This is a genomic window from Pseudomonas sp. DrBHI1 (assembly GCF_002205115.1).
Lineage (GTDB): Bacteria > Pseudomonadota > Gammaproteobacteria > Pseudomonadales > Pseudomonadaceae > Aquipseudomonas > Aquipseudomonas mosselii.
In genome coordinates this window covers 131,525-152,299 of the sequence record NZ_NIBE01000143.1, presented here as the reverse complement: position 1 = coordinate 152,299, position 20,775 = coordinate 131,525, and the positions used below count along the sequence as shown (strand labels likewise).

At 65.7% G+C, this 20,775-nt stretch carries 17 protein-coding genes, 1 pseudogene and 2 riboswitches; of the genes and pseudogenes, 7 read left to right on the top strand and 11 right to left on the bottom strand.

The genetic code is table 11. From position 1 onward, the window contains the following. Positions 1–14: 14 nt before the first annotated feature. Together CC207_RS26160 and CC207_RS26155 are read right to left on the bottom strand one after the other, a co-directional pair. Positions 15–584, bottom strand: a complete 570-nt coding sequence (locus tag CC207_RS26160; protein WP_028690788.1) for a hypothetical protein — start codon at positions 582–584, stop codon at positions 15–17. Between the two features lie 91 nt (positions 585–675). Next, complete coding sequence (locus CC207_RS26155; RefSeq protein WP_062360327.1) at positions 676–1,062, bottom strand: VOC family protein; 387 nt, start codon at positions 1,060–1,062, stop codon at positions 676–678. 426 nt (positions 1,063–1,488) lie between these two features. Between CC207_RS26155 and CC207_RS28485 the strand changes: the two are divergent. Together CC207_RS28485 and CC207_RS28480 are read left to right on the top strand one after the other, a co-directional pair. Next, positions 1,489–2,328 (top strand): annotated as a pseudogene (locus CC207_RS28485) (PAS domain-containing protein); the annotation flags it as partial. Between the two features lie 42 nt (positions 2,329–2,370). Continuing rightward, positions 2,371–2,865: a methyl-accepting chemotaxis protein gene (locus CC207_RS28480; protein WP_371349979.1), complete on the top strand. Its 495-nt coding sequence runs from the start codon at positions 2,371–2,373 to the stop codon at positions 2,863–2,865. Here the strand turns inward: CC207_RS28480 and CC207_RS26145 are convergent. The 7 genes from CC207_RS26145 to CC207_RS26115 form a co-directional block, all read right to left on the bottom strand. After that, on the bottom strand, positions 2,840–6,118 hold the full coding sequence (locus CC207_RS26145) for a transporter substrate-binding domain-containing protein (protein ID WP_062360325.1): 3,279 nt from the start codon (positions 6,116–6,118) through the stop codon (positions 2,840–2,842). The two genes, CC207_RS28480 and CC207_RS26145, sit on opposite strands and share 26 nt — an antisense overlap. A gap of 3 nt (positions 6,119–6,121) precedes the next feature. Continuing rightward, a complete protein-coding gene (locus CC207_RS26140) occupies positions 6,122–6,736 on the bottom strand; it encodes a response regulator transcription factor (RefSeq protein ID WP_028690792.1) in 615 nt (204 codons plus the stop codon). Between the two features lie 173 nt (positions 6,737–6,909). After that, the gene (locus CC207_RS26135; RefSeq protein ID WP_028690793.1) at positions 6,910–7,152 is read right to left on the bottom strand and encodes a DUF1272 domain-containing protein; all 243 of its coding nucleotides are present in this window, start codon (positions 7,150–7,152) and stop codon (positions 6,910–6,912) included. A 64-nt stretch (positions 7,153–7,216) separates the two neighbouring features. Beyond that, entirely contained in the window at positions 7,217–7,969 is a 753-nt protein-coding gene (cobM, locus tag CC207_RS26130; protein ID WP_028690794.1) for a precorrin-4 C(11)-methyltransferase, read from the bottom strand. 29 nt (positions 7,970–7,998) lie between these two features. Further along, positions 7,999–8,400: a cobalamin biosynthesis protein gene (locus CC207_RS26125; protein ID WP_062360324.1), complete on the bottom strand. Its 402-nt coding sequence runs from the start codon at positions 8,398–8,400 to the stop codon at positions 7,999–8,001. Then, positions 8,400–9,095: a CbtA family protein gene (locus CC207_RS26120; protein WP_062360322.1), complete on the bottom strand. Its 696-nt coding sequence runs from the start codon at positions 9,093–9,095 to the stop codon at positions 8,400–8,402. The genes CC207_RS26125 and CC207_RS26120 overlap by 1 nt, the downstream gene beginning before the upstream one ends. Positions 9,096–9,105: 10 nt before the next feature. Further along, positions 9,106–9,291: a CbtB domain-containing protein gene (locus CC207_RS26115; protein WP_028690797.1), complete on the bottom strand. Its 186-nt coding sequence runs from the start codon at positions 9,289–9,291 to the stop codon at positions 9,106–9,108. Between the two features lie 101 nt (positions 9,292–9,392). Next, a riboswitch (cobalamin riboswitch) is annotated at positions 9,393–9,616 on the bottom strand. Positions 9,617–9,676: 60 nt separating this feature from the next. After that, positions 9,677–9,877: riboswitch (cobalamin riboswitch) on the top strand. 99 nt (positions 9,878–9,976) lie between these two features. Between CC207_RS26115 and cobW the strand changes: the two genes are divergently transcribed. From cobW to CC207_RS26095, 4 genes are all read left to right on the top strand, one after another. Then, positions 9,977–11,044 (top strand): cobalamin biosynthesis protein CobW, encoded by a 1,068-nt coding sequence (cobW, locus tag CC207_RS26110; protein WP_028690798.1) that lies wholly within the window; start codon positions 9,977–9,979, stop codon positions 11,042–11,044. Between the two features lie 3 nt (positions 11,045–11,047). After that, positions 11,048–14,809 (top strand): cobaltochelatase subunit CobN, encoded by a 3,762-nt coding sequence (gene cobN / locus CC207_RS26105; protein WP_088853049.1) that lies wholly within the window; start codon positions 11,048–11,050, stop codon positions 14,807–14,809. A gap of 2 nt (positions 14,810–14,811) precedes the next feature. Beyond that, the gene (locus CC207_RS26100) at positions 14,812–15,810 is read left to right on the top strand and encodes an ATP-binding protein (protein WP_088853048.1); all 999 of its coding nucleotides are present in this window, start codon (positions 14,812–14,814) and stop codon (positions 15,808–15,810) included. A 101-nt stretch (positions 15,811–15,911) separates the two neighbouring features. After that, complete coding sequence (locus CC207_RS26095; protein WP_088853077.1) at positions 15,912–16,478, top strand: VWA domain-containing protein; 567 nt, start codon at positions 15,912–15,914, stop codon at positions 16,476–16,478. 103 nt (positions 16,479–16,581) lie between these two features. Here the strand turns inward: CC207_RS26095 and CC207_RS26090 are convergent, their stop codons facing one another. Further along, complete coding sequence (locus CC207_RS26090; RefSeq protein ID WP_028690802.1) at positions 16,582–16,848, bottom strand: hypothetical protein; 267 nt, start codon at positions 16,846–16,848, stop codon at positions 16,582–16,584. Between the two features lie 333 nt (positions 16,849–17,181). On the opposite strand from CC207_RS26090, the gene CC207_RS26085 reads away from it, so the two are divergent. Beyond that, the gene (locus CC207_RS26085; protein WP_062574247.1) at positions 17,182–18,507 is read left to right on the top strand and encodes a sigma-54 dependent transcriptional regulator; all 1,326 of its coding nucleotides are present in this window, start codon (positions 17,182–17,184) and stop codon (positions 18,505–18,507) included. A 6-nt stretch (positions 18,508–18,513) separates the two neighbouring features. Here the strand turns inward: CC207_RS26085 and CC207_RS26080 are convergent, their stop codons facing one another. Further along, positions 18,514–20,709 carry an LTA synthase family protein gene (locus CC207_RS26080; protein ID WP_088853047.1) on the bottom strand — a complete coding sequence of 732 codons (2,196 nt, stop codon included), beginning with the start codon at positions 20,707–20,709 and terminating at the stop codon, positions 18,514–18,516. Positions 20,710–20,775: the final 66 nt, after the last annotated feature.

Here is a 20,775-nt window from a genome sequence, read left to right as displayed (position 1 = left end):
AGCGGGCTTGTCGGTCAGTCGAAGTATCCACGCAAGGTATACCGGTACCCGACATCCACCGCCGAGGTCTGCGGTTTGGCATACGCCTTCTTGAGCACGAACTCGAACGCCGGTTCATACAATCCATCGCGCACCACGGCACCCGCCAGTACTTCCACCGTGTACCAGCCGTTGTCCAGCTCGATGATCGGTCGCCCCGGCTCCTGGTAGCGTGCCAGCAGGTCGCCCAAGGCCTTGTTGGTGAAGTGCTGCAGGATGCGCCAGGTGAACAGCATCAGCGCACGGTTCTCGATCCGCAGCACATACCCTGCGCGCCGATGTTTGAGGCGACTGCCGGGCTCCAGCAGTGCCGGCGTGGGCTCGTCGAGGGTGAACAGGATGCGGTAGGGCAGGTTGTCGATTCCGGCCAGGGGCAGGATTACCCCCTGCGCCACCGCCAGGTCGCCACTGTCGCCGCGGGTGAAGGCGCGGGCGAGGTCGTCGGGCAGGTCGTGGTCTTCCTTGAACTGTTCGAGCAACTGGATATCGCCGAGCAGGAAATAGTCGATCAGGTCGTTGAGTACTTCGCTGAATTCGAAGCGCATGGGTTGTCCTTGTTCTGGCTGCGCCGGGTTAGTTCAGCAATGTAGCAGTCCACGTGGAAAACCACGCGAGTATAAGGTGCGGGCCTGCCGGCTAATGCCGCTGGGCGATCTGGATCAGGTTGCCGCAGGTGTCGTCGAACACGGCCACGGTGACCGGGCCCATGGCCGTGGGCGGCTGGGTGAACTGCACGCCGGCCTTGCACAGCCGCTCATACTCGGCCTGGATATCGCGCACGCCGAAGGAGGTGGCGGGAATGCCGTCCTGCTTGAGCGCGGCCTTGTAGATTTTTGCCGCGGGATGGGCGTCGGGTTCGAGCAGCAGCTCGACGCCGTTGGGGTCGTTGGGGGAGGTGAGTGTGAGCCAGCGGTGCTTGCCCATGGGGATATCGTGCTTGGGTTCGAAACCCAGGACATGGTGGTAGAAGGCATGGGCCCTGGCCTGATCGTCGACGAGGATGCTGGTGACCACGATCTTCATGTGTATCCCTCTGAAGGGGCAGCATCGCGCTGCGGGTACCTGGGGATTATAGAAGGGCCGTCTGCACCGGGTGGATTGGTTCGCAGACTTTCAACCGGAGATCGCTGAGCCTTGTGGTGTGTCGGCACGTCACCAGGTCGAACAGCAAGCGCATTGCCCGTGTCGCCATGCGCCGCATCACCGGCGCCTGCAGGCGTTGTGCCGCTATGGCGCCAGGCCTTCGAAACCGACCTGCTGGGCACGGTCGGTATGGTGACGGCGGCGCTGCCCTGGCTCAAGGCCGCGCTGAATCACTATGGCAAGACACTTCGCTTGGACGCATGGCTCGGCCGGAGGAGGTCGCCCGGGCTCGACTGGTAGGTGTTGAGGCCTCGGGCAGACAGACGGTACAAATGCATAATCCAAAAGTGATATCAGATCGCTTGCATGGTGCTTGGGCCGATCTATGCTCAGGACATCCCGTGGATACAGGAGCCCCGGCCCATGTTCGAATACCATCGCAAGTCCGATCTGGTCGAAATCCAGCGCGCCCGGCAAGCCCTGGCGGGCATGGAGGCGAAGCTGGCGGCGATCAGCCGTTCCATGGCGATGATCGAGTTCGCGCCGGATGGCACGATCCTCGAAGCGAACGAGCACTTCTGCAAGACCATGGGCTACAGTGCCGATGAGATACGTGGCAAGCACCACCGGATCTTCTGTGACCCGACCTACGCCAAGAGTGCCGAGTATCAGCAACTCTGGCGTGAGCTGGGTCAGGGCAAGGCCATCAGCGGTACCTTCGAGCGCCTGGACAAGGCGGGCCGCGAAGTATGGCTGGAGGCGAGCTACATGCCGGTGATCGACGAGCGCCAGCAGGTCACCAGCGTGATCAAGGTGGCCTCCGACATCACCCGCCATGTGATCGAGGAGCATGAGAGCGAAAGCCTGCTCAAGGCCATCGGCCGCTCCATGGCGGTAATCGAGTTCACCCCGGCCGGGCGGGTAATCAAGGCCAACCAGAATTTCCTCGATACCATGGGCTATCGCCTGGAGGAAGTAGTCGGGCGCCACCATGGGCTGTTCTGCCTGCCCCATGAGCGCGAGTCGGCCGAGTACCGCGACTTCTGGGCCTCGCTCAACCGCGGCGAGTACCACTCGCACCGCTTCGAACGCATCAACAAGCAGGGCCAAACCGTGTACCTGGAGGCGTCCTACAACCCGATCTTCGACAACAAGGGCCGGTTGTACAAGGTGGTGAAGTTCGCCAGCGACATCACCCGGCAGATCAGCACCCAGCAGACCGCCGCCGATGCTGCCCATGCCAGTTCGATGCAGACCGACGCCTGCGCGCGCAAGGGCACCCAGGTGGTGCAGCAGGCGGTGGAGGTGATCGAGCAGATTTCCTCCGAGTTGAACGACGCCGCCCGTACCATCGATGCGGTGAGCAAGCAGTCCGAGGTGATCGGGCAGATCGTCCTCACTATCCGCGGCATCGCCGACCAGACCAACCTGCTGGCGCTCAATGCCGCTATCGAGGCGGCCCGGGCCGGCGAGCATGGCCGAGGCTTCGCCGTGGTCGCCGACGAAGTACGCAACCTGGCGGCGCGCACCAGTAAGGCGACCCTGGAGATCGTCGAGGTGGTGCGGCAGAATCACGACCTGTCACTGACCGCGGTGGCCAGCATGCAGTCGAGCCTGACCCGCACGGGGTTGGGCGTGGAGCTGGCCAACGAGGCCGGCACGGTGATCATGGAGATCCAGCAGGGATCACGGCACGTGGTGGACGCCATCAGTCAGATCAGTTCGACCCTTCAATTGCACTGAGGCTCTGGCGAAGCTCCAGCTCCAGGCCTTGCAGGCTCGCCCGCAACCGGGCGAGTAATTGATCCACGGGCAGGCCTAGGGCGATGGCTTGCTCCAAGGCTTCGCAGTCCTGTCTGACACCTCTGACCTTGAGCATTTTCGCGCCACCTTTGACCCGATGGACAACGGGCACCAGGGCCTCGGGTGACGGATCTGCGCCGAGCGCATGCAATGCCTGCAGGTCCTCGGCACTGCTTTGCGCCAGTTGTTCCAGCAGGCGCCGGGTCAACTGAGTGTCGTCCTGGGTGAGGTGGCGCAGTTCGGCCAGGTCGAAGCCGCTGGGCCGTGGCATCATGTCGACCTGATCGGGCAGGGTGGTGGCCAGTGGCAGGCATGCCCTGAGCGCCTGCAGGCCGATCGGTTTGAACAGGCATTCGTCCATGCCGCTGTCCAGGCAGCGTTGACGCTCTTCGGCCTGGGCGTTGGCGGTGACGCCGATGATGCGACAGGCCGGTGATCGAGCCTCGCGTTCCTCGGCACGGATGCTGCGGGCCAGCGTATGGCCATCCATGACCGGCATGCTGCAATCGGTGATCACCACGTCGAAACGACCGACTTGCCAGAGTGCCAGCGCCGTCTTGCCGTGATCGGCGAGAGTCACCTGGTGGCCCAGCGAACGCAGTTGCTTGTCGAGTAGCAGCAGGTTGGCCGGATAATCGTCGACCACCAGGACGCGCAGGGGGCCGCTGCCGGTTTCGATCGAGGCGCGGTCGAGCGACTCCCGGGTGGCGGGTTCGGCAGCGGGCAGGGTGAGGTGGACATCGACCTGGGTCCCCAGGCCTTCGATGCTGTGCAAGCGCAGCTCGCCGCCCATGAGCTCGCACAGCTCGCGGCTGATCACCAGTCCCAGCCCTGCGCCTTGGCGCGCCTGGCGGCCATCGACCTGGGAGAAGGTGGTGAACAGCCGTGTCTGGTCGCTGGAGCTGATGCCTACACCGCTGTCCTTGATCTGCAGCGTGACGTGCTGCAGGTCGCCGTCGAGCGGGGTCACCACCAATGACACATCGACCTGGCCCTGGTCGGTAAACTTGATCGCATTGCTCAGCAGGTTCGACAGTACCTGCTTGAGGCGCAACGGATCGGCAAGCGCCCAGGCGCAGGTATCGGGCAGTACAGCACGCAGGTTGAGCCCCTTGAGACGGGCGTTGCCTTCGAAGACCCTCAGGGTGGTGCGCACGATCTCGACCAGGTCGGTGGCCACCGGTTGCAAGGTCATGTGGCCGGCCTCGATGCGTGAGATGTCCAGTACATCGCCGATCAGTTCGAGCAGGCCGATCGCTGAATCGTGGGCCGCCTCCAGCGCCTGGCGGTCGCTGTGGCCGTGGCGGCTGTCCTCCAGGGCCATTTCGAGCAGCCCGATGACGGCGTTCATCGGTGTGCGGATCTCATGGCTCATGACCGCCAAAAAGGTGCTTTTTGCCCGGCTGGCCTGCTCGGCGTCGTCCTTGGCCTGACGCAGCTGTTCGAGCAGCCCGCGGCTGAGCGTAAGCTGTTCTTGCAGGGCACGCTGGGCCTCGCTGCGTTGCTGGATCAGTTTACGCAGGTAGCTGTTCCAGAACACCACGCCGGCCAGCAGCAGCGTGGCCAGCACCAGGACCTGCAGCGCCAGCGTGCGGTAATTGCGCCAGGGGCTGTCACTGGCCACTGCGTTGGTGCGCCAGCGATTGACCAGTTGTTCCAGCTCATCAGGTGGGATACTCAGCAACGCCTTGTCGAGGATCGCCTGCAGTTGTGGTAGCGCGGGGCTGACGGCGAAGGTCGCCAGGGCGGGTTCATCGCCCAGTAACCCGGCGATTTTGAGGCGACCACTGAAAGCCTGGTTGATGAAGTAGGCGGCATTGACGTGCGAGTTGATGGCGACGTCGGCATCACCGTTGGCCACCGCCTCCATGAGCTGCAAGGGATTTTCGACCTCCACGGTACGCAGGCCGACGACCTGGCGTTCCAGGTCGTCGAGCAATGGCGAGCCGCGCAGCAGTGCCACGCGCAACCCCTGCAGCGGCTGCTTGGTGTCTAGTGGCGGTGCATTCTGGCGGGTGACCAGCACTCGCGGGCTGATCATGTAGGGGCGTGTGTAGCGCAGGCGTTGGGCACGATGCACGCCGTAGCCGATAGCGCCGATCATGTCCACCTTGCCTTGGGCGACTTGCTCGACCATGTCCTCGAATGACTCCGACTCGACGATCTGGAATTGCAGGCCGGTGCGCAGGCCGATGCGCTCCAGCAAATCCAGGGCAATCCCCCGTGCTTGCTGCTGGGCGTCGGTGAAACTCAGGGGGGCGAGGGTGGTGTTGATCATCACCTTGACCTGCCGGTGCCGGGCGATCCACTCGCGTTCTTCGTGGGTCAGGGCGTCGAGGCGGCGGTCGAGCAGGAAGCTGGTGCTGCCGCCCGTCCAGCGCCGAAGGATGTTCAGCCGTTCGCTGTCGGAGATGCGGCCGAGGGCGAGGTCGACCAGTTGCAGCAAGCGCGGGTTGTCTCGAGCCAGGGCAAACGCGAAAGTGCTGGCCGGCATCTGGACGAAATGATCGACCTTGACCCTTTCCTGGAAGCCCTTGGCGATCACGTAGTCGGCGCTGATGGCATCACCCAGGTAGACATCGGCTTGCCCCAGCGCCACCGCGGTCACACCGGCGAGCGTGGAGCGGTAGAGGCTGAGCTGAGCGTGGGGGTAGAGTTGCTGCACTGTGCGAATGGGCAGGTAATGGTCGACCATGGCCAGGCGCAGACCCTCAAGCTTGTCCTCTACGCGCAGGCTTCGGTTCTGCCGGGACACGATAACCGGCAAGTCGTCGGCATAGGGCAGGCTCAGCGTAAGGTCAGCATCGTTGGCCTCGAAGGCATTGGAGCTGCCCAGCAGGTCGATCTCGCCGGCACGCAAGGCATCGAGCGCCTGGGCGCGGCTGGCATAGCGTCGCACCTCGATGGGTAGCCCGAGCTGTTCGCCGATCAGGCCGGCATAGTCGGCGCTGAGGCCTTCGTAGTCAGCCTGGCTGATGTTGATGTCGAAGGGTGGATAGTCCGGGCGCGAGCTGCCCAGCACCAGGCGCTTGCGTTGGTTCAGCCACTGTCGGTCGGTCGCTGCCAACGCCAGCGGTGGCGCCGCGCTCAGGGCACGGGCAAGCAGGTGGCGGGGCTCGCTGTGCACCTCGCTCAGTGCGGATGGCGACAGCAACGCGACCAGCAGCAGGCACAGTGATGCCCCCTTAGTCATGGTTCAGGCCACGTTGTTGCGTTTGGCGAGGTCCACCATTTCTACCAGCGACTCGACCTTGAGCTTCTCCATGATCCGGCCGCGGTAGGTGCTGATGGTCTTGGCGCTGAGGTTCATCTGCTCGCCGATCAGCTTGTTGCTCTGGCCGGCGCTGAGCCGGCGCAGCACTTCCATTTCCCGGTTGGACAGCAGTGCCAGGCGCTCGGTCTCGCTTTCCAGGGTGTTGCTGTTGACCGCCATCTGCGGGAAGGTCGAGTAACCCTTGACCAGTGCCTTGAGGGCGAAGACCAGGGCATCGAGGTCTTCGTCCTTGTTGACGAAGGCCGAGATGCCAGCGTCCATGCAGCGCCGCACGTAGAGGTCGGCGGGCTGGCCGGTGAGGGCCATGATCCGGGGCGGTGGGTCGATCAGCTTGAGCCGCTTGATCACCTCCATGCCGTCGAGGTCCGGCAGGCCGATGTCGAGGATGACCACGTCCGCCTTGGTCTGCTCGGCCAGGCGAGCAGCCTCCTTGCCTTTACCGGTTTCCCCCACGACGGTGAAGCGTTCGCGTTCGAGCAGCATGCGTACGGCGAGTCGAACAATGTGGTGGTCATCGACCAACAGCACGGATGTCATTCAGGTAGCTCCTGTCAAAGTGCAGCCCGCTTCCAGCCTATGATCAAAGGCGCTGAGCAGCGGACTTGCTGGGCAGCGCGCACCTTACGGATATTCAGGAGCCTTGGTAATAGGCGAGTATAGGTGTGTTGAAAAACCTGCACAAACCTGTAGAAAAGTCCTACAAACGAGGTTCAGGCGCAGGGCGCGTGCGGCTTGTGCACACGCTGTGTCGAGGCGGGATTGTTGTCCAGCACCTTGCCGGCGCGGGAGGGGCGGGCAACCAGCTGGCCGCCGCAGTTCGGGCAGCGGTGGTGGAAGTGCCGGTCGTTGCAGGCTCGGCAGAAGGTGCACTCGAACGAGCAGATCAGCGCATCTGGGCTTTCGGCCGGCAGGTCGGCGTCGCAGCATTCGCAGTTGGGGCGCAATTCGAGCATGGTCTTGGTTTCCTTCCAGTTGGAAAAACCAGTGTGCTACGCCGCGCCCCGGTCGGCAATCGCTTCACGTGCCTGGACGGTAAAGGTGGGCGTGACCAGCGCGGTACAGGGCCGAGTCGGCGAATGGCGCGTCTCCCAGCACATGACCGACCAGGATCAGCGCGGTACGCCGAAAATCCTTGGCGGCAACGCGCTCGCAGATATCGGCCAGCGTGCCCTTGACCCAGTCCTGGTCCGGCCAGGTGGCGCGATGGACCACCGCTATCGGGCAGTCGACGCCATAGTGTGGCAGCAGCTCCTGGACGATGCGGGCCAGGTGGCGCACCCCCAGATGGATGGCCAGGGTACTGCCGTGGCGGGCCAGGTCGGCCAGTTGCTCACCGGCCGGCATTGGCGAACGGTCGCCAAAGCGGGTGAGGATCACGGTCTGCGCCACATCGGGCAAGGTCAGCTCGCAGCCGAGCAGCGCGGCACTGGCGGCGGTGGCGGTGACGCCGGGGACGATCTGGTAGTCGATATCCAGTTCGCGCAAGTGGCGGATCTGTTCGCCGATGGCGCCATAAAGGCTGGGGTCGCCGCTGTGCACGCGCGCCACGTCCTCGCCGTTGGCGTGAGCCTGGCGCATCGCCTCGACGATCTGCTCCAGGTGCAGTTCGGCGCTGTTGATTACCGTGTGCGCCTGGTGACCTTCCAGCACGGCGGCGGGGACCAGGGAGCCGGCATAGACGATCACTGGGCACTGGCGGATCAGGCGCTGGCCCTTGACCGTGATCAGCTCGGGATCGCCGGGGCCGGCGCCGATGAAATAGACCGTCATGGGGGTTCCTTGTATAGAAGAGTGGCGGATTATCCGCCGATGGCCAGGGCCAGGGTAGCGCTGCCGAGGACCTGCCTCGGCACGTGCAGGCGGCCGTTATCGCCGGCCAGGGCCAGTGCGGCGCTTTCGGCGACGCCCCAGCAGCCGGTCTGCGCGTACGCCGTGGGCGAACGCTGGCTGAGCTGCGCTTCGAAAACCAGTAGATGCGCGGCATCGAAACAGATGTACGGCAGCCCCAGGCGTTCGGCCAGTGCCAGCAGGCCGGGCTCGCGGGCCTTGGGCTCGATGCTGGCAATGCCGCGCAGGGCCGAGAGGGGCAGGGCGTTGCGGGTGAGGGTCTGGCGCAGCAATACCGCAAGGGTCTCGACCGGGCAGCCGCGGCGACAGCCAAAGCCGGCGTACAACGCCGGCTGAGCAGGCAGATCGCGCATCAGGCCTGGCTGGAGCGACGGTACAGCCAGGCGCTGAGCAGGCCCAGGGCCAGCCAGAACGCGGCGTTGGTCAGCCAGGAAGCGATCTTGAACTGGGTCTCGAGGGCTTGCGGCGCCAGGCTTTCATGCACGGCCGGCTGTGGCGCGCCGATCAGGTGCGGGATCACCAGCAGAGCGGCACCCAGCGCCTTGAGCAGCCAGTGCCGGGCGAACACCAACAACGCCAGGCCGGCGGCGGTGGCCGCTGCGGTGCCGATCCACCAGGTCTGGCGCTGACCGAGGTCGGCGGCGGCGGTGCCGGGCAGTTCCGGTGGCAGGCCCAGGGTCGGCGCCAGGCAGAACACGGCAAAGCCGGCCAGGCCCCACAGCGCGCCGGTGGCCACGCGGTTCGGTTCACGCAGGCCGTAGAGAGCGACCAGGATCAGGGCGAAACCGACGGCGACCACCAGGTTGCCACCGGTGGTGGACAGCACGCGCTGCCAGCCGTCTTCCGGCGACCAGGCTTCGGCGCTGTGCTCATGCTCGTGGGGCGCGGTGGCGTCGCCGTGTTCATGGTGTTCGGCGACCGGGGCGGCGGACTCGTAGGTTTCCGCCTGGAGAATCAGTGGGGTGACCCAGAAGCTTTGCAGCAGGGTCAGCAGCAGGGCCGCGAGCAGGCCGCTGAAGCCCGCGGTACGGGCGATGCGCGTAATCATGCGGGTTTACTCAGTGGCAAGGGAAGGCGGCGCTGTGGCGGGTATCGTGGGCAGCGTTGTGCACTGCCTCGATGTGCGAGAAACCGGCGAAGTACACCAGGCACAGGCCCAGCAGGCTGGCGCCGACCGCGACGATCAGTCGCTGGCTGAGGCTGACGGGGGTGGCGATACTGTGTTTGGCGCTGGTGATGGGCATGACGCGTTCCTCTGCTGCTTTTGTTGTGGCAACGGACATGCGCGACGACCCCGGGCACGATTGGCCCAGGTGATACGACGACGCCCGCCCACCGCGGGGTGTACTGTGAGCACGTGTCAGGCCGGTCTCCGGGCTGGCGAGGTGGAGCAGGACTCCGTGGGGCGTCACCTTCCCATGCCTTACTGTTGGCACAGTGGTTCGGACGCTTCTCTCGCTTACCGTTGCGGGGGCAGCACCGGCCTTGTCGGCTCCTTAGCAATGGAGGCGCGACGCACCGGTTTCCCGTTTCACCCCCGTCGGGGGCACCTGAACGCAATGCGCTAGCAAATCACGGGGCCGGGCCCGCGTCAATCGCCATGGCGGTTGACCGCCAGGCAGGCACTGCGTAGCCTTGCCGCTGCGAGGTTCTCGGGCGTTGGCCCGAGCTAAGACGGGAACGCGGTACAAGCCGCGGCTGCCCCCGCAACTGTAAGCACTGAAGGGTTCGGCACAGCCACTGCGCAGGCGCGCGGGAAGGCGCCGGCCCACCGGCCAGCGAGCCGCAGCGGTGCGAGCCAGGAGACCTGCCTCGTGACGTTTTCGACTTTCAACCGGGCGGGGTGATCCGGTGGCGAACGCGCCAGGCCGGCAGGGCCGTGGCTGTCGTCCTGCATGCCCGCGCCATTGCTGCCAAGGGCATCGCGACATGAAAACACTGGCCAAGCTTCCCGTCACCATCGTTACCGGCTTCCTCGGCTCGGGCAAGACCACCTTGCTGCGCCATATGCTCGACAACGCCCAGGGCCGCCGCATCGCGGTGATCGTCAACGAATTCGGCGAGCTGGGCATCGACGGCGAGATCCTCAAGCAGTGCAGCATCGGCTGCACCGAGGAAGAGGCCAACGGCCGCGTCTATGAGCTGGCCAACGGTTGTCTGTGCTGCACCGTGCAGGAAGAGTTCTTCCCGGTGATGCGCGAGCTGGTGGCCCGTCGCGGCGACCTCGACCACATCCTTATCGAGACCAGCGGCCTGGCCTTGCCCAAACCGCTGGTACAGGCCTTCCAATGGCCGGAAATCCGCAACGCCTGCACCGTCGACGCGGTGATCACCGTGGTCGACAGCCCGGCCGTGGCCGCCGGCACCTTTGCCGCCTACCCGGAGCAGGTCGATGCCCAGCGCAAGCTCGACCCCAACCTCGACCACGAGTCGCCGCTGCACGAGCTGTTCGCCGACCAGCTGGCCAGTGCCGACCTGGTGGTGCTGAACAAGGCCGACCTGATCGACGCCGAGGGCCTGGCCAAGGTCCGTGCCGAGGTGGCCGAGGAGCTGCCGCCGGCGGTCAAGGTGATCGAGGCCAGCAGCGGCCGCCTGCCGCTGGAAGTGCTGCTGGGCGTGGGCGCCGAGTCCGAGGTGCATATCGATGGTCGCCGTACCCATCACGACTCGCATCACGACGGCGATGACCATGACGACCATGACCACGACGCCTTCGACTCGATCTCCATCGATCTGCCCGAGTCCGACGAGAGCCTGCTGCTCGACGCCCTGACCCAGCTGGTCACCGAGTTCGGCATCCTGCGCGCCAAGGGCTTCGCCGCGATTCCCGGCAAGCCGATGCGTCTGCTGATCCAGGGGGTGGGCACCCGCTTCGACAAGCATTTCGACCGCGCCTGGCGTAGCGATGAACCACGGATCACCCGCCTGGTGCTGATCGGCCAGGCGCTGGACGCCGCACAGCTGGAAGCGCGCCTGCGCCAGGCCCTGGGCGCCTGATCCATGCACCTGCTGCGGACCCAACCCGGCGGCTTCGTGCCGGACGACAGCATCGCCGACCTCGGCCAGACCCCCGCCGACCTGGTGATCCTCTGCAGCGGTGATTCACACTTGGCGCTGCTCGCCGAAACCGCCGAGCAGCTGCCGGCGCACTTTCCCAGCGTGCGCCTGGCCAACCCGATGCAGGTGCAGAACCATGCCTCGGTCGACGTGTATGTCGACCAGGTGCTGCGCCATGCCAAGGTGATCCTGGTGTCGCTGCATGGCGGCGTCGGCTACTGGCGCTATGGTGTCGAGCAACTGGTCGAACTGGCGGAGCGTGGGGTCGAGCTGATCCTGGTGCCCGGCGACGACCGCCCCGATCCTGAGCTTACCGACCTGGGCACGGTCCGCGGCGAACAGGCCGAGCGCCTCTGGCACTTCCTGCGCCAGGGCGGCAAGGCCAACGCCGTTAACCTGTTCAACTGCCTGGCCAGCCAATGGCTGGGTTGTGATTACCCATGGGATGAGCCGCAGCCCTTGCCGCGCACGGCGGTCTATCACCCGGCCAAGGCCACGGCGCGCCTGGAGGACTGGTACGCCGAGTGGAATCCGGAGCATCCGGTGGCGCCGTTGCTGTTCTACCGTTCGCACCTGCAGGCGGCCAACACGGCGTTCATCGATGTGTTCTGCCAGCGCCTGCAGGCCTGCGGGCTGAATCCATTGCCCATTGCCGTGGCCAGCCTGAAGGAACGCGCCTGCCTGGACCAGGTCGAGGCTTGGCTCGACGAGGTGCAGGCCGAGGTGGTGATCAACACCACAGGCTTCGCCCTGTCCAGCCCCGAGCAACCCAACCTGCGTCCGCTGCGCCGCGATGTGCCGGTGCTGCAGGCGATCTGCGCCCAGGACAACCAACCTGGCTGGGAGCAGAGCGAGCAGGGCCTGGGCGCCCGCGACCTGGCGATGCACATCGCCTTGCCGGAACTGGACGGGCGTATCATCACCCGGCCGGTGAGTTTCAAGGACCTGGCCTGGCGCAGCGAGCGCAGCCAGTCCGATGTGGTCTGCTACCGGGCCCACCCCGAACGCATGGACTTCGTCGCCGAACTGGCACGGCGCTGGGTGACCCTGGCGCGCCTGGACAACCAGGAAAAGCGCGTGGCCCTGGTGCTGGCCAACTACCCGACCCGCGACGGGCGCATCGGCAATGGCGTCGGCCTGGACACGCCGGGCGCGGCGCTCAATATCCTTGAGGCCCTGCAGGCGCAGGGTTACCCAGTGGCTGGCCTGCCTGAAACCGGCACTGAGCTGATTCACCAGTTGCTCGGCGGGGTCACCAACGACCTCGACCATCTCGACCAGCGCCCCTGCGCCCAGAGCCTGGCCCTGGCCGACTACCAGCGCGCCTTTGCCGCCTTGCCCGAGACCAACCAACGCGCGGTGCTGGAGCGCTGGGGGCCACCCGAGCAGGACCCGATGTTCCGCAGTGGGCGCATGATGGTTGCCGGCCTGCGCTACGGCCTGATCTTCGTCGGCATCCAGCCGGCGCGGGGCTACCAGGTGGACCACAGCGCCGTATACCACGACCCGGACCTGGTGCCGCCCCATGGCTACCTGGCGTTTCACTTCTGGCTGCGCAACGGCTATGCCGCCGACGCGGTGATTCATGTGGGCAAGCATGGCAACCTGGAATGGCTGCCGGGCAAGGGCGTGGGCCTGTCCGCCGAGTGCTGGCCGGATGCCTTGCTCGGCCCGTTGCCCAACATCTACCCATTCATCGTCAACGACCCGGGCGAGGGCGCCCAGGCCAAGCGCCGCACCCAGGCGGTCATCATCGACCACCTGATGCCGCCGTTGACCCGTGCCGAGACCTACGGCCCGCTGCGCCACCTGGAGCAACTGGCCGATGAATACTACGAGGCGCAGTTGCTCGACCCACGCCGTGCCCGCGAGCTGCAACGTGACATCCTCGAACTGGTCAAGACCCACCATATCGACCGCGAACTGCAGCTCGAAGGCCAGATGGAGGACGCGGCGGTCTGGCTGCCGCGGCTGGACACCTACCTGTGCGACCTGAAGGAATCGCAGATCCGCGACGGCCTGCACGTGTTCGGCCAGTCGCCGCAGGGGCGTTTGCGCAGCGATACGCTGCTGGCGTTGCTGCGGGTGGCGCGGGGCGATGGCAGGGGCGGTAACGCCAGCCTGATCCGCGAGCTGGCCAAGGCGTTGGCGCTGGGCTTCGATCCGCTGGATTGCGACCTGGGGCAGGCCTGGGAAGGGCCGCGCCCGGACCTGCTGACGCAACTCGACGCCAGCCTCTGGCGAACCTGTGGCGATACTCGCGAGCGCCTGGAGTTGCTGGCGTTGTCATTGATTGAGCAGGCCCAGATGGGCACGGTGGCGCTGCCGGACGAGGCGCAATGGGAGGCGGTGCGCGCGGTGCTGCGCACGCTCATCGAGCAGGTCGCGCCCGACCTCGATGCCTGCGGCGGCGCCGAGATCGATGGCCTGCTGGCGGCCCTGGCCGGGCGTTTCGTCCCGGCCGGGCCCAGCGGCGCGCCCAGCCGCGGCCGCCTGGACGTGCTGCCCACCGGGCGCAACTTCTATACCGTCGATGTGCGCAACCTGCCCACCGCCACGGCCTGGCGCCTGGGGTTCGCTTCGGCCAACCTGATCCTCGAGCGCCACCTGCAGGATCACGGCGATCACCTGCGCCAGCTGGGCCTGTCGGTGTGGGGCACGGCGACCATGCGCACCGGCGGCGACGATATCGCCCAGGCCATGGCGCTGATGGGCGTGCGCCCGGTGTGGGCCACCGGCAGCCAACGGGTCGATGACTTCGAGATCCTGCCGCTGAGCCTGCTCGACCGGCCGCGGGTGGACGTGACGCTGCGGGTATCGGGCTTTTTCCGCGATGCCTTCGGCAACCTGATCCGCCTGTTCGACGCCGCCGTGCAGGCGGTGGCGGCGCTGGACGAACCGGACGACCAGAATCCACTGGCCGCGCGGGTGCGCGCCGAGCGCCAAGCGCTGCTCAAGGCCGGAGTCGAGGCCGAGCAGGCAGCGCGACAGGCCGGTTGGCGGGTGTTTGGTGCCAAACCTGGCGCTTATGGGGCGGGTGTGCAGAACGCTATCGATGGTCGCCTGTGGCACAGTCGCGACGATCTGGCCGAGGTCTACCTCAACCATGGTGGCTACGCCTACGGCGTCGCTGACGAAGGCACCCCGGCCCGCGCCGCGTTCGTCCAGCGCCTGGCCCAGGTCCAGGCGGTGCTGCAGAACCAGGACAACCACGAGCACGACCTGCTTGACTCCAACGATTACTACCAGTTTCAAGGCGGCATGCTGGCGGCTGCCGAAACCCTGGCCGGCACCTCGCGGGCCAGCTACCACGGCGACCACAGCCAGGCCGACCGGCCCCGGGTGCGCACCCTCAAGGAAGAACTCAACCGGGTGATCCGTGCCCGGGCGCTCAACCCCAAGTGGATCGACGGTGCCAAGCGTCACGGCTATAAAGGCGCGTTCGAGCTGGCGGCCACGGTCGACAACCTGTTCGCCTTCGACGCCACCACCCACCTGATCGACGATCATCATTACCAAGGGCTGGCCGATGCCTATGTGCTCGACCCGACCACCCGCGATTTCATGCGCGAGCACAACCCCGAAGCCCTGCGCGACCTCACCGAACGCCTGCTGGAAGCCCAGCAGCGCGGGTTGTGGCAGGAGCCGGGCGACTATCGTGAAAGCCTCGAGCAACAGTTGCTCGCCGGCGAGGAAGACAGCTGAACATGAGTGAACCCGTGCAATTCCCCCTGGCCGCCGTGGTTGGCGCCGACGACCTCAAGCTGGCCCTGTGCCTGACCGCCATCGACCCGAAGATCGGCGGCGTGCTGATCGAAGGCCCGCGTGGCATGGCCAAGAGCACCCTGGCCCGGGGCTTGGCCGATCTGCTTGGCGACGGTCCGTTCGTGACCCTGCCGCTGGGAGCCACCGAGGAGCGCCTGGTTGGCACCCTCGACCTGGATGCCGCCCTCGGCCAGGGCCAGGCACGGTTCTCGCCGGGCGTGCTGGCCCATGCTGACGGTGGGGTGTTGTACGTCGATGAAGTCAACCTGTTGCCCGATCCCTTGGTGGACCTGCTGCTGGATGTGGCCGCCAGCGGCACCAACCGCATCGAGCGCGACGGCATTTCCCATCGGCATGCCGCCCGCTTCGTGCTGATCGGCACCATGAACCCGGAGGAGGGCGAGCTGCGTCCGCAGTTGCTCGACCGTTTTGGCCTCAACGTGGCCCTGGAAGGTTTGCCAGCGCCGCAGGCGCGTCAGCAGATCATTCGGCGCCGGCTGGCCTTCGACAGCGATCCGCAGGCGTTCTGCGAACTGTGGGCCGAGCAGCAGGCGGCGTTGCGCGAGCGCTGTCGGTCGGCGCGTGAGCGCTTGGCATCGATCGCCCTGGACGACCAGGCCCTGGCCTGGATTACCGAACGCTGCTTCGCCGCTGGCGTGGACGGCCTGCGCGCCGACCTGGTCTGGTTGCGCGCAGCGCGGGCCCATGCCGCCTGGCGGGGTAACGCGGTGATCGAGGAGGTGGATGTGCAGGCGGTTGCCGAGTTTGCCCTGCGTCATCGGCGCCGCACCGAGGCGCCGCCACCCCAGGCCACTTCGGCTGGCGGGCAGGCGAGTGCGCAGGAGGCGCCGGGCGGTCAGGGCGACTGGGGGGCATTGCCTGCCCAGCCGGTGGCCACGGGGGCTCGGCGCGAGGTGCCGAACTGGGCAAAAAAGCCCTGAGCATCCGCTCGCGCCATGATCGGGTGGCGGATGCCAGGCCTCGCGTCGGCCATTTGACGGGGTCTTCCCGGGGCCGCCCGCGCACCAGCGATAGCGGGCGTATCGCCTGGTTGGCGACTTTGCTCAAGGGCCGGCCACGCCAGCGCCGCGACCTGTGTTGGCAGCAGCGCCAAGCCCAGGCGCCGGAATTGTGGCTGGTGATCGTCGATGCCTCGGCGTCGACCCGGCGCAATCAGGCACTGGCCCAGGCCAAGGGGCTGCTGGCCGGGTTGTTCGATGAGGCCTACCGTCAGCGTGCACGGCTGGCCTTGCTGACAGCCAGTGGCAACCGACCGCAATGGCAACGCCATGGCCTGAAAGCCTCGGCGGCGTTACAGCCCTGGTTGCAGGCGCTGGGGGCGGGCGGTGGTACACCGTTGCCGGCGGCACTGGAGGAGGCACGTCAGTGGTTGTTGGCCCGGCGCAAGCGCTTTCCCCATGAAACCCAGCGCTGCCTGGTGTTGACCGATGGCCGCCTGCAACAGGGTGCGGCGTTGCAACCGCTACCTTGCAGCACATTGCTGGTGGATATGGAAACAGCGGCGGTGCGCATTGGCCGGGCACGCCAACTTGCCGAACAACTGCAGGCCGACTATCGGCATATCGAGCAGTTCGCGGTGATCAAATAAGGATGTAACTGCGACAGGATGTCGCAATTGACCAAGTTATCCCCGAATGTGGGGAAACTTGCACAAGTGCGTGGTGGCCACGCACTTGCAGTACCGTGCTCTTTTACTTCGGCATCGACCAGGGTTGCAGGTCGTAACCTTTGCCGGACAGTTCGGCGCGCACTTCCTCGATCAGGCTGGCCCATTGCGCGGGGTCGGAATAGACGCGCGAGGACACTTGCTTGCTGCCGATACGGGTGCTGGTCCGGTCGATCACTGCCAGGCTCAGTTCACCAGTACCGTTAGGGGCATCCCAGGCTACGCACTGGAAGGGTTCGAAGGCGTGGTCGGCGATCAGCAGTGCTTCGTTGACACGGAGCGGGGCGTTCATGGTTCGGTCTCTCTCATGGTCCCAAACAGCGAAATAAAGTGCCGCGGTGTTATTCCACAAAAGTGTACAGCGCGGGGTTATTCGTACTGATGCTCCAGGTCAGGGTTCAAGTCACATGACCGTTGAAAATTTTTTAAATCGGCGATGTTTCCCTGCCTGTCCATCGCGCCTAAGACGGTAATCGAGTTGGAAAATTCCCGGCGTGGCATGCGCAGTTCTTACCGGGCTGACCAACGGTAGTGGGGAGCGTCAAGTTCATTGCTACTGTTAATTCGGGCGTCGCAACTGACTGTTTATAGTTAAAAAACCAAAATCTGGCGCCAAGGAAAGGTCATGCCCGATACCGCATCCCTGCGCCGCTTGCTGATCGTCGACCCCTGCGATGATTGCCACCGCCTCTTGCCGGGCCTGCGCAGCGTCGGCTGGGATGTGCGAAGTTGCACGCTCGAGGCTGCGATGGAGCAGCCCTGCGATGTGGGCCTGGTACGACTGCAAGCCTCGCACCTGTTGCACCCCGAGGCGGTCAAGGACCTGATCAAGCGCAGCAACACCGAATGGATCGCCGTGCTCAGCGCCGAAGAATTGCGCCTGCAGAATGTCGGCGATTTCGTCTGCGAGTGGTTTTTCGATTTCCACACCCTGCCGTTCGACGTCTCGCGAGTGCAGGTTACCCTGGGCCGCGCCTTCGGCATGGCGCGGCTGCGCGGCAAGGGCACGGTGCGGGTGGACGAGCCCGAACACGAACTGCTTGGAGAGAGCCGGCCGATCCGTGAGCTGCGCAAGTTGCTGGGCAAGCTGGCGCCGACCGAATCGCCGGTGTTGATCCGGGGCGAAAGCGGCACGGGTAAGGAATTGGTGGCGCGTACCTTGCATCGGCAATCGCAACGGCGCGACAAACCGTTCATCGCCATCAACTGCGGGGCCATCCCCGAGCACCTGATCCAGTCCGAGTTGTTCGGCCATGAAAAAGGCGCGTTCACCGGGGCGCACCAGCGCAAGGTGGGGCGTATCGAGGCGGCCAATGGTGGCACCCTGTTCCTTGATGAGATCGGTGACCTGCCGTTGGAGTTGCAGGCCAATCTCCTGCGATTTCTACAGGAGAAGCACATCGAGCGGGTAGGGGGCAATCAGCCCATCGCGGTGGACGTCAGGGTATTGGCGGCGACGCACGTGGACTTGGAGAAGGCCATTGCGCTGGCACGCTTTCGCGAGGACCTGTACTACCGGCTCAATGTCCTGCAGGTGGTGACCGCGCCGCTACGTGACCGGCATGGCGACCTGTCGATGCTGGCGAGCCATTTTTCCCAGTTCTACAGCGCCGAGACGGGGCGCCGGCCGCGCTCGTTCAGCGAGGGCGCCTTGGCGGCCATGGGGCGCCACGATTGGCCCGGCAATGTTCGTGAGCTGGCCAACCGGGTGCGCCGCGGCCTGGTGCTGGCCGAGGGCCGGCAGATCGAGGCGCAGGACCTGGGCCTGCAGGAGCTGCAGGAGCAGGACCAGCCGCTGGGCACGCTGGAGGACTACAAGCATCGGGCCGAGCGCCAGGCGCTGTGCGATGTGCTGAACCGGCACAGCGACAACCTGAGCATCGCGGCCAAGGTGTTGGGCGTTTCCAGGCCAACGTTCTATCGGCTGTTGCACAAGCACCAGATTCGCTAGCTGACCTCAGCTCGACTGGGCAAGATGCCCGTCCGCCAGCTCATCCACCATCTCCGGCTCATCTGGCAGCGCGGTAATCACGCTGAAATCGCTGACTTCCACCTCGCCCCCGCCATACCCCAGCAGATGGAAGGAAAACGCCTTGCGCACGGTTGGGTTGTCGAAGTCGAACGCCATTTCCAACGGTTCATCAGCCGTCACGCGGATCTCTTCGGGCAGCCCGAGCTGCACGTCCTGCTCCAGTTCCTTGGCCTTGAGGCGGATATACGCCGCATGCCGGGGATCCAGCGCCCGCACCTTCAGTCGCACACGGGTACGCGACCCCTCGGGCATCTCCAGGTATTGCGCGCCGATCAGGTTGTCCGCCCAGTCATCCTTGATGCGCTCAGCCAAGGCGATGGGCGAGGGCCCACCGAACTGGTAGCGCAGGTTGAGCGGGGTCTGCAGCAGCGACTGGTCGAGGTTGGCGGCCAGCAGATTGAGTTGCGGCCCTAGGCTGTCCTCGCCACGGCCGAGGAACTGGGCCTGGTCCGCAATGAATCCACTGCTGGCATAGCGCCGACAGCGTTGCTGGAAGTCGCACTCGCTGAGGGTGCCCAGGCCGTCGTGGTAGCGCAGCATGCCATTGGTGTAGGAGATCATCTCGCGGCCGCTGTCGTAGTCGCGGTACAGCGAGCGTCCGCCCAGAGCTGCCGGAATCGGCAGGGCGAAATAGTCGAGCAGGGAGGTGCTCAGGTCAATGTGGCCGTAGGTGCCCTGCTTGAGCCTGGGTAGCTGGGCTTGCTCCGGCGCCAGTGTGAGGTTGAAGCCCCAGGCCGAGGCCAGGCGCACGCCATCGATGCCGTGCGACTCGTCCGAGGTGACGATCACCAGGGTGTCTTGCAGCACGCCCTGTTTCTCGAGGCTGTCGAGGAAGCCGCCCAGTGCATCGTCAAGGTAGGCCACTGCGGCCTGCTTGGGCGTATCGAAGCGTTGCAGATAGGCATCAGGCGCCGAGTAGGGCTGGTGAGTACCGACCGTGAGCAGGGTGAGCATCCAGGGTTGTGGTTGCTTGCGCAGCTCGCCGACATAGTCGACCGCGCCTTCGAAAAAGGCGCGGTCGTCCTTGCCCCAGGGGAATTCCAGGTAGTTGTCGTTGGCGAACCACTCTTGGCCATGCACCGCGTCGAAGCCGATATGCGGCATGATTCGGTCCTTGGCCATGAAGCGCAGCCCAGCGCCCTGCAGGTAATGGGTGGCGAAGCCGGCCTCGCGCAGTTGGGCCGGCAGGCACGCCTGGTTGCGCTGCTGCTGGGTCAGCAGTTCGACGCCCTTGGGCGTGCCGTTGGCCAGCTTGTCGTAGTCGCCGCAGAGCATCGCGTAGAGACCGCGAATTGTCTGGTGGGTGTGCAACACATAGTCAGGGGTGTTCATGCCGCGCTCGGCCCACTGGCTGAGCCGCGGCATCAGTTCCTGTTGGAAGCGGCTGCCGAGTGCCTCGCGGTTGGGGCGCAGGTAGGCGCCGGGGATACCCTCGACGGTGATGATCAGCAGGTTGCGCGCCTTGCCCGGGGCGTCCAGCAGCTTGACGCCATTGAGATCGGACTGGGTCAGACCGGCAGTGGGCAGCGCCGTGACCGCCGGCACATGGCCCAGGCCGCTCAAGGCCTGGTGCTGGAACTTGCCCACCGCCGCCGACAGCGCTTGGTGGGTGAGACCGTACTGACGCCATTGGTCGGCGTCCGAGGGGGCCAACTGCTGGCCGCCCCAGTGCAGCCCGAACAACGCCAGGGGCACGGCCCAGAGTCGCCGTGGCAATGGCGTGCCGACGGGGGATCGCCATACGCTCGCCAGCCAGGCGCCAAGACCGGCGACCAGCAGGGCGGGCAGCCAGGCATGGGCCAGGGCGCCGGCGGTGGAGTTCTCCATGAACTGCGGGTCGACCAGATAGGCCAGGTCGTCGACCGTGGGCAATCGGCCGACGGCACTGACCAGCTCGGCGGATGCCACCCACAGGCCACCCCAGGCCAACAGCAGCGGCAAGGCTAGCCACCAGGAGCGACGATGGGCGAGCAGCAACAGCAGGCTGCCGATGGCGAGGTCCGATAGGTAGCCGAAGGGGTTGGACCAGCCCAGCAGGGCGCGCGCGGTCAGCGGAATCACCAGCACCAGGATTGCCAGCGTGGCAAGGCGGGCGCGAGGGTGACCGAGCAGGTTGTTCACGAAACTTTCCTTATTGCCATTAAATCGTCACAAAACTGTGCGCGATGATAACAGGCCGATGCCAGG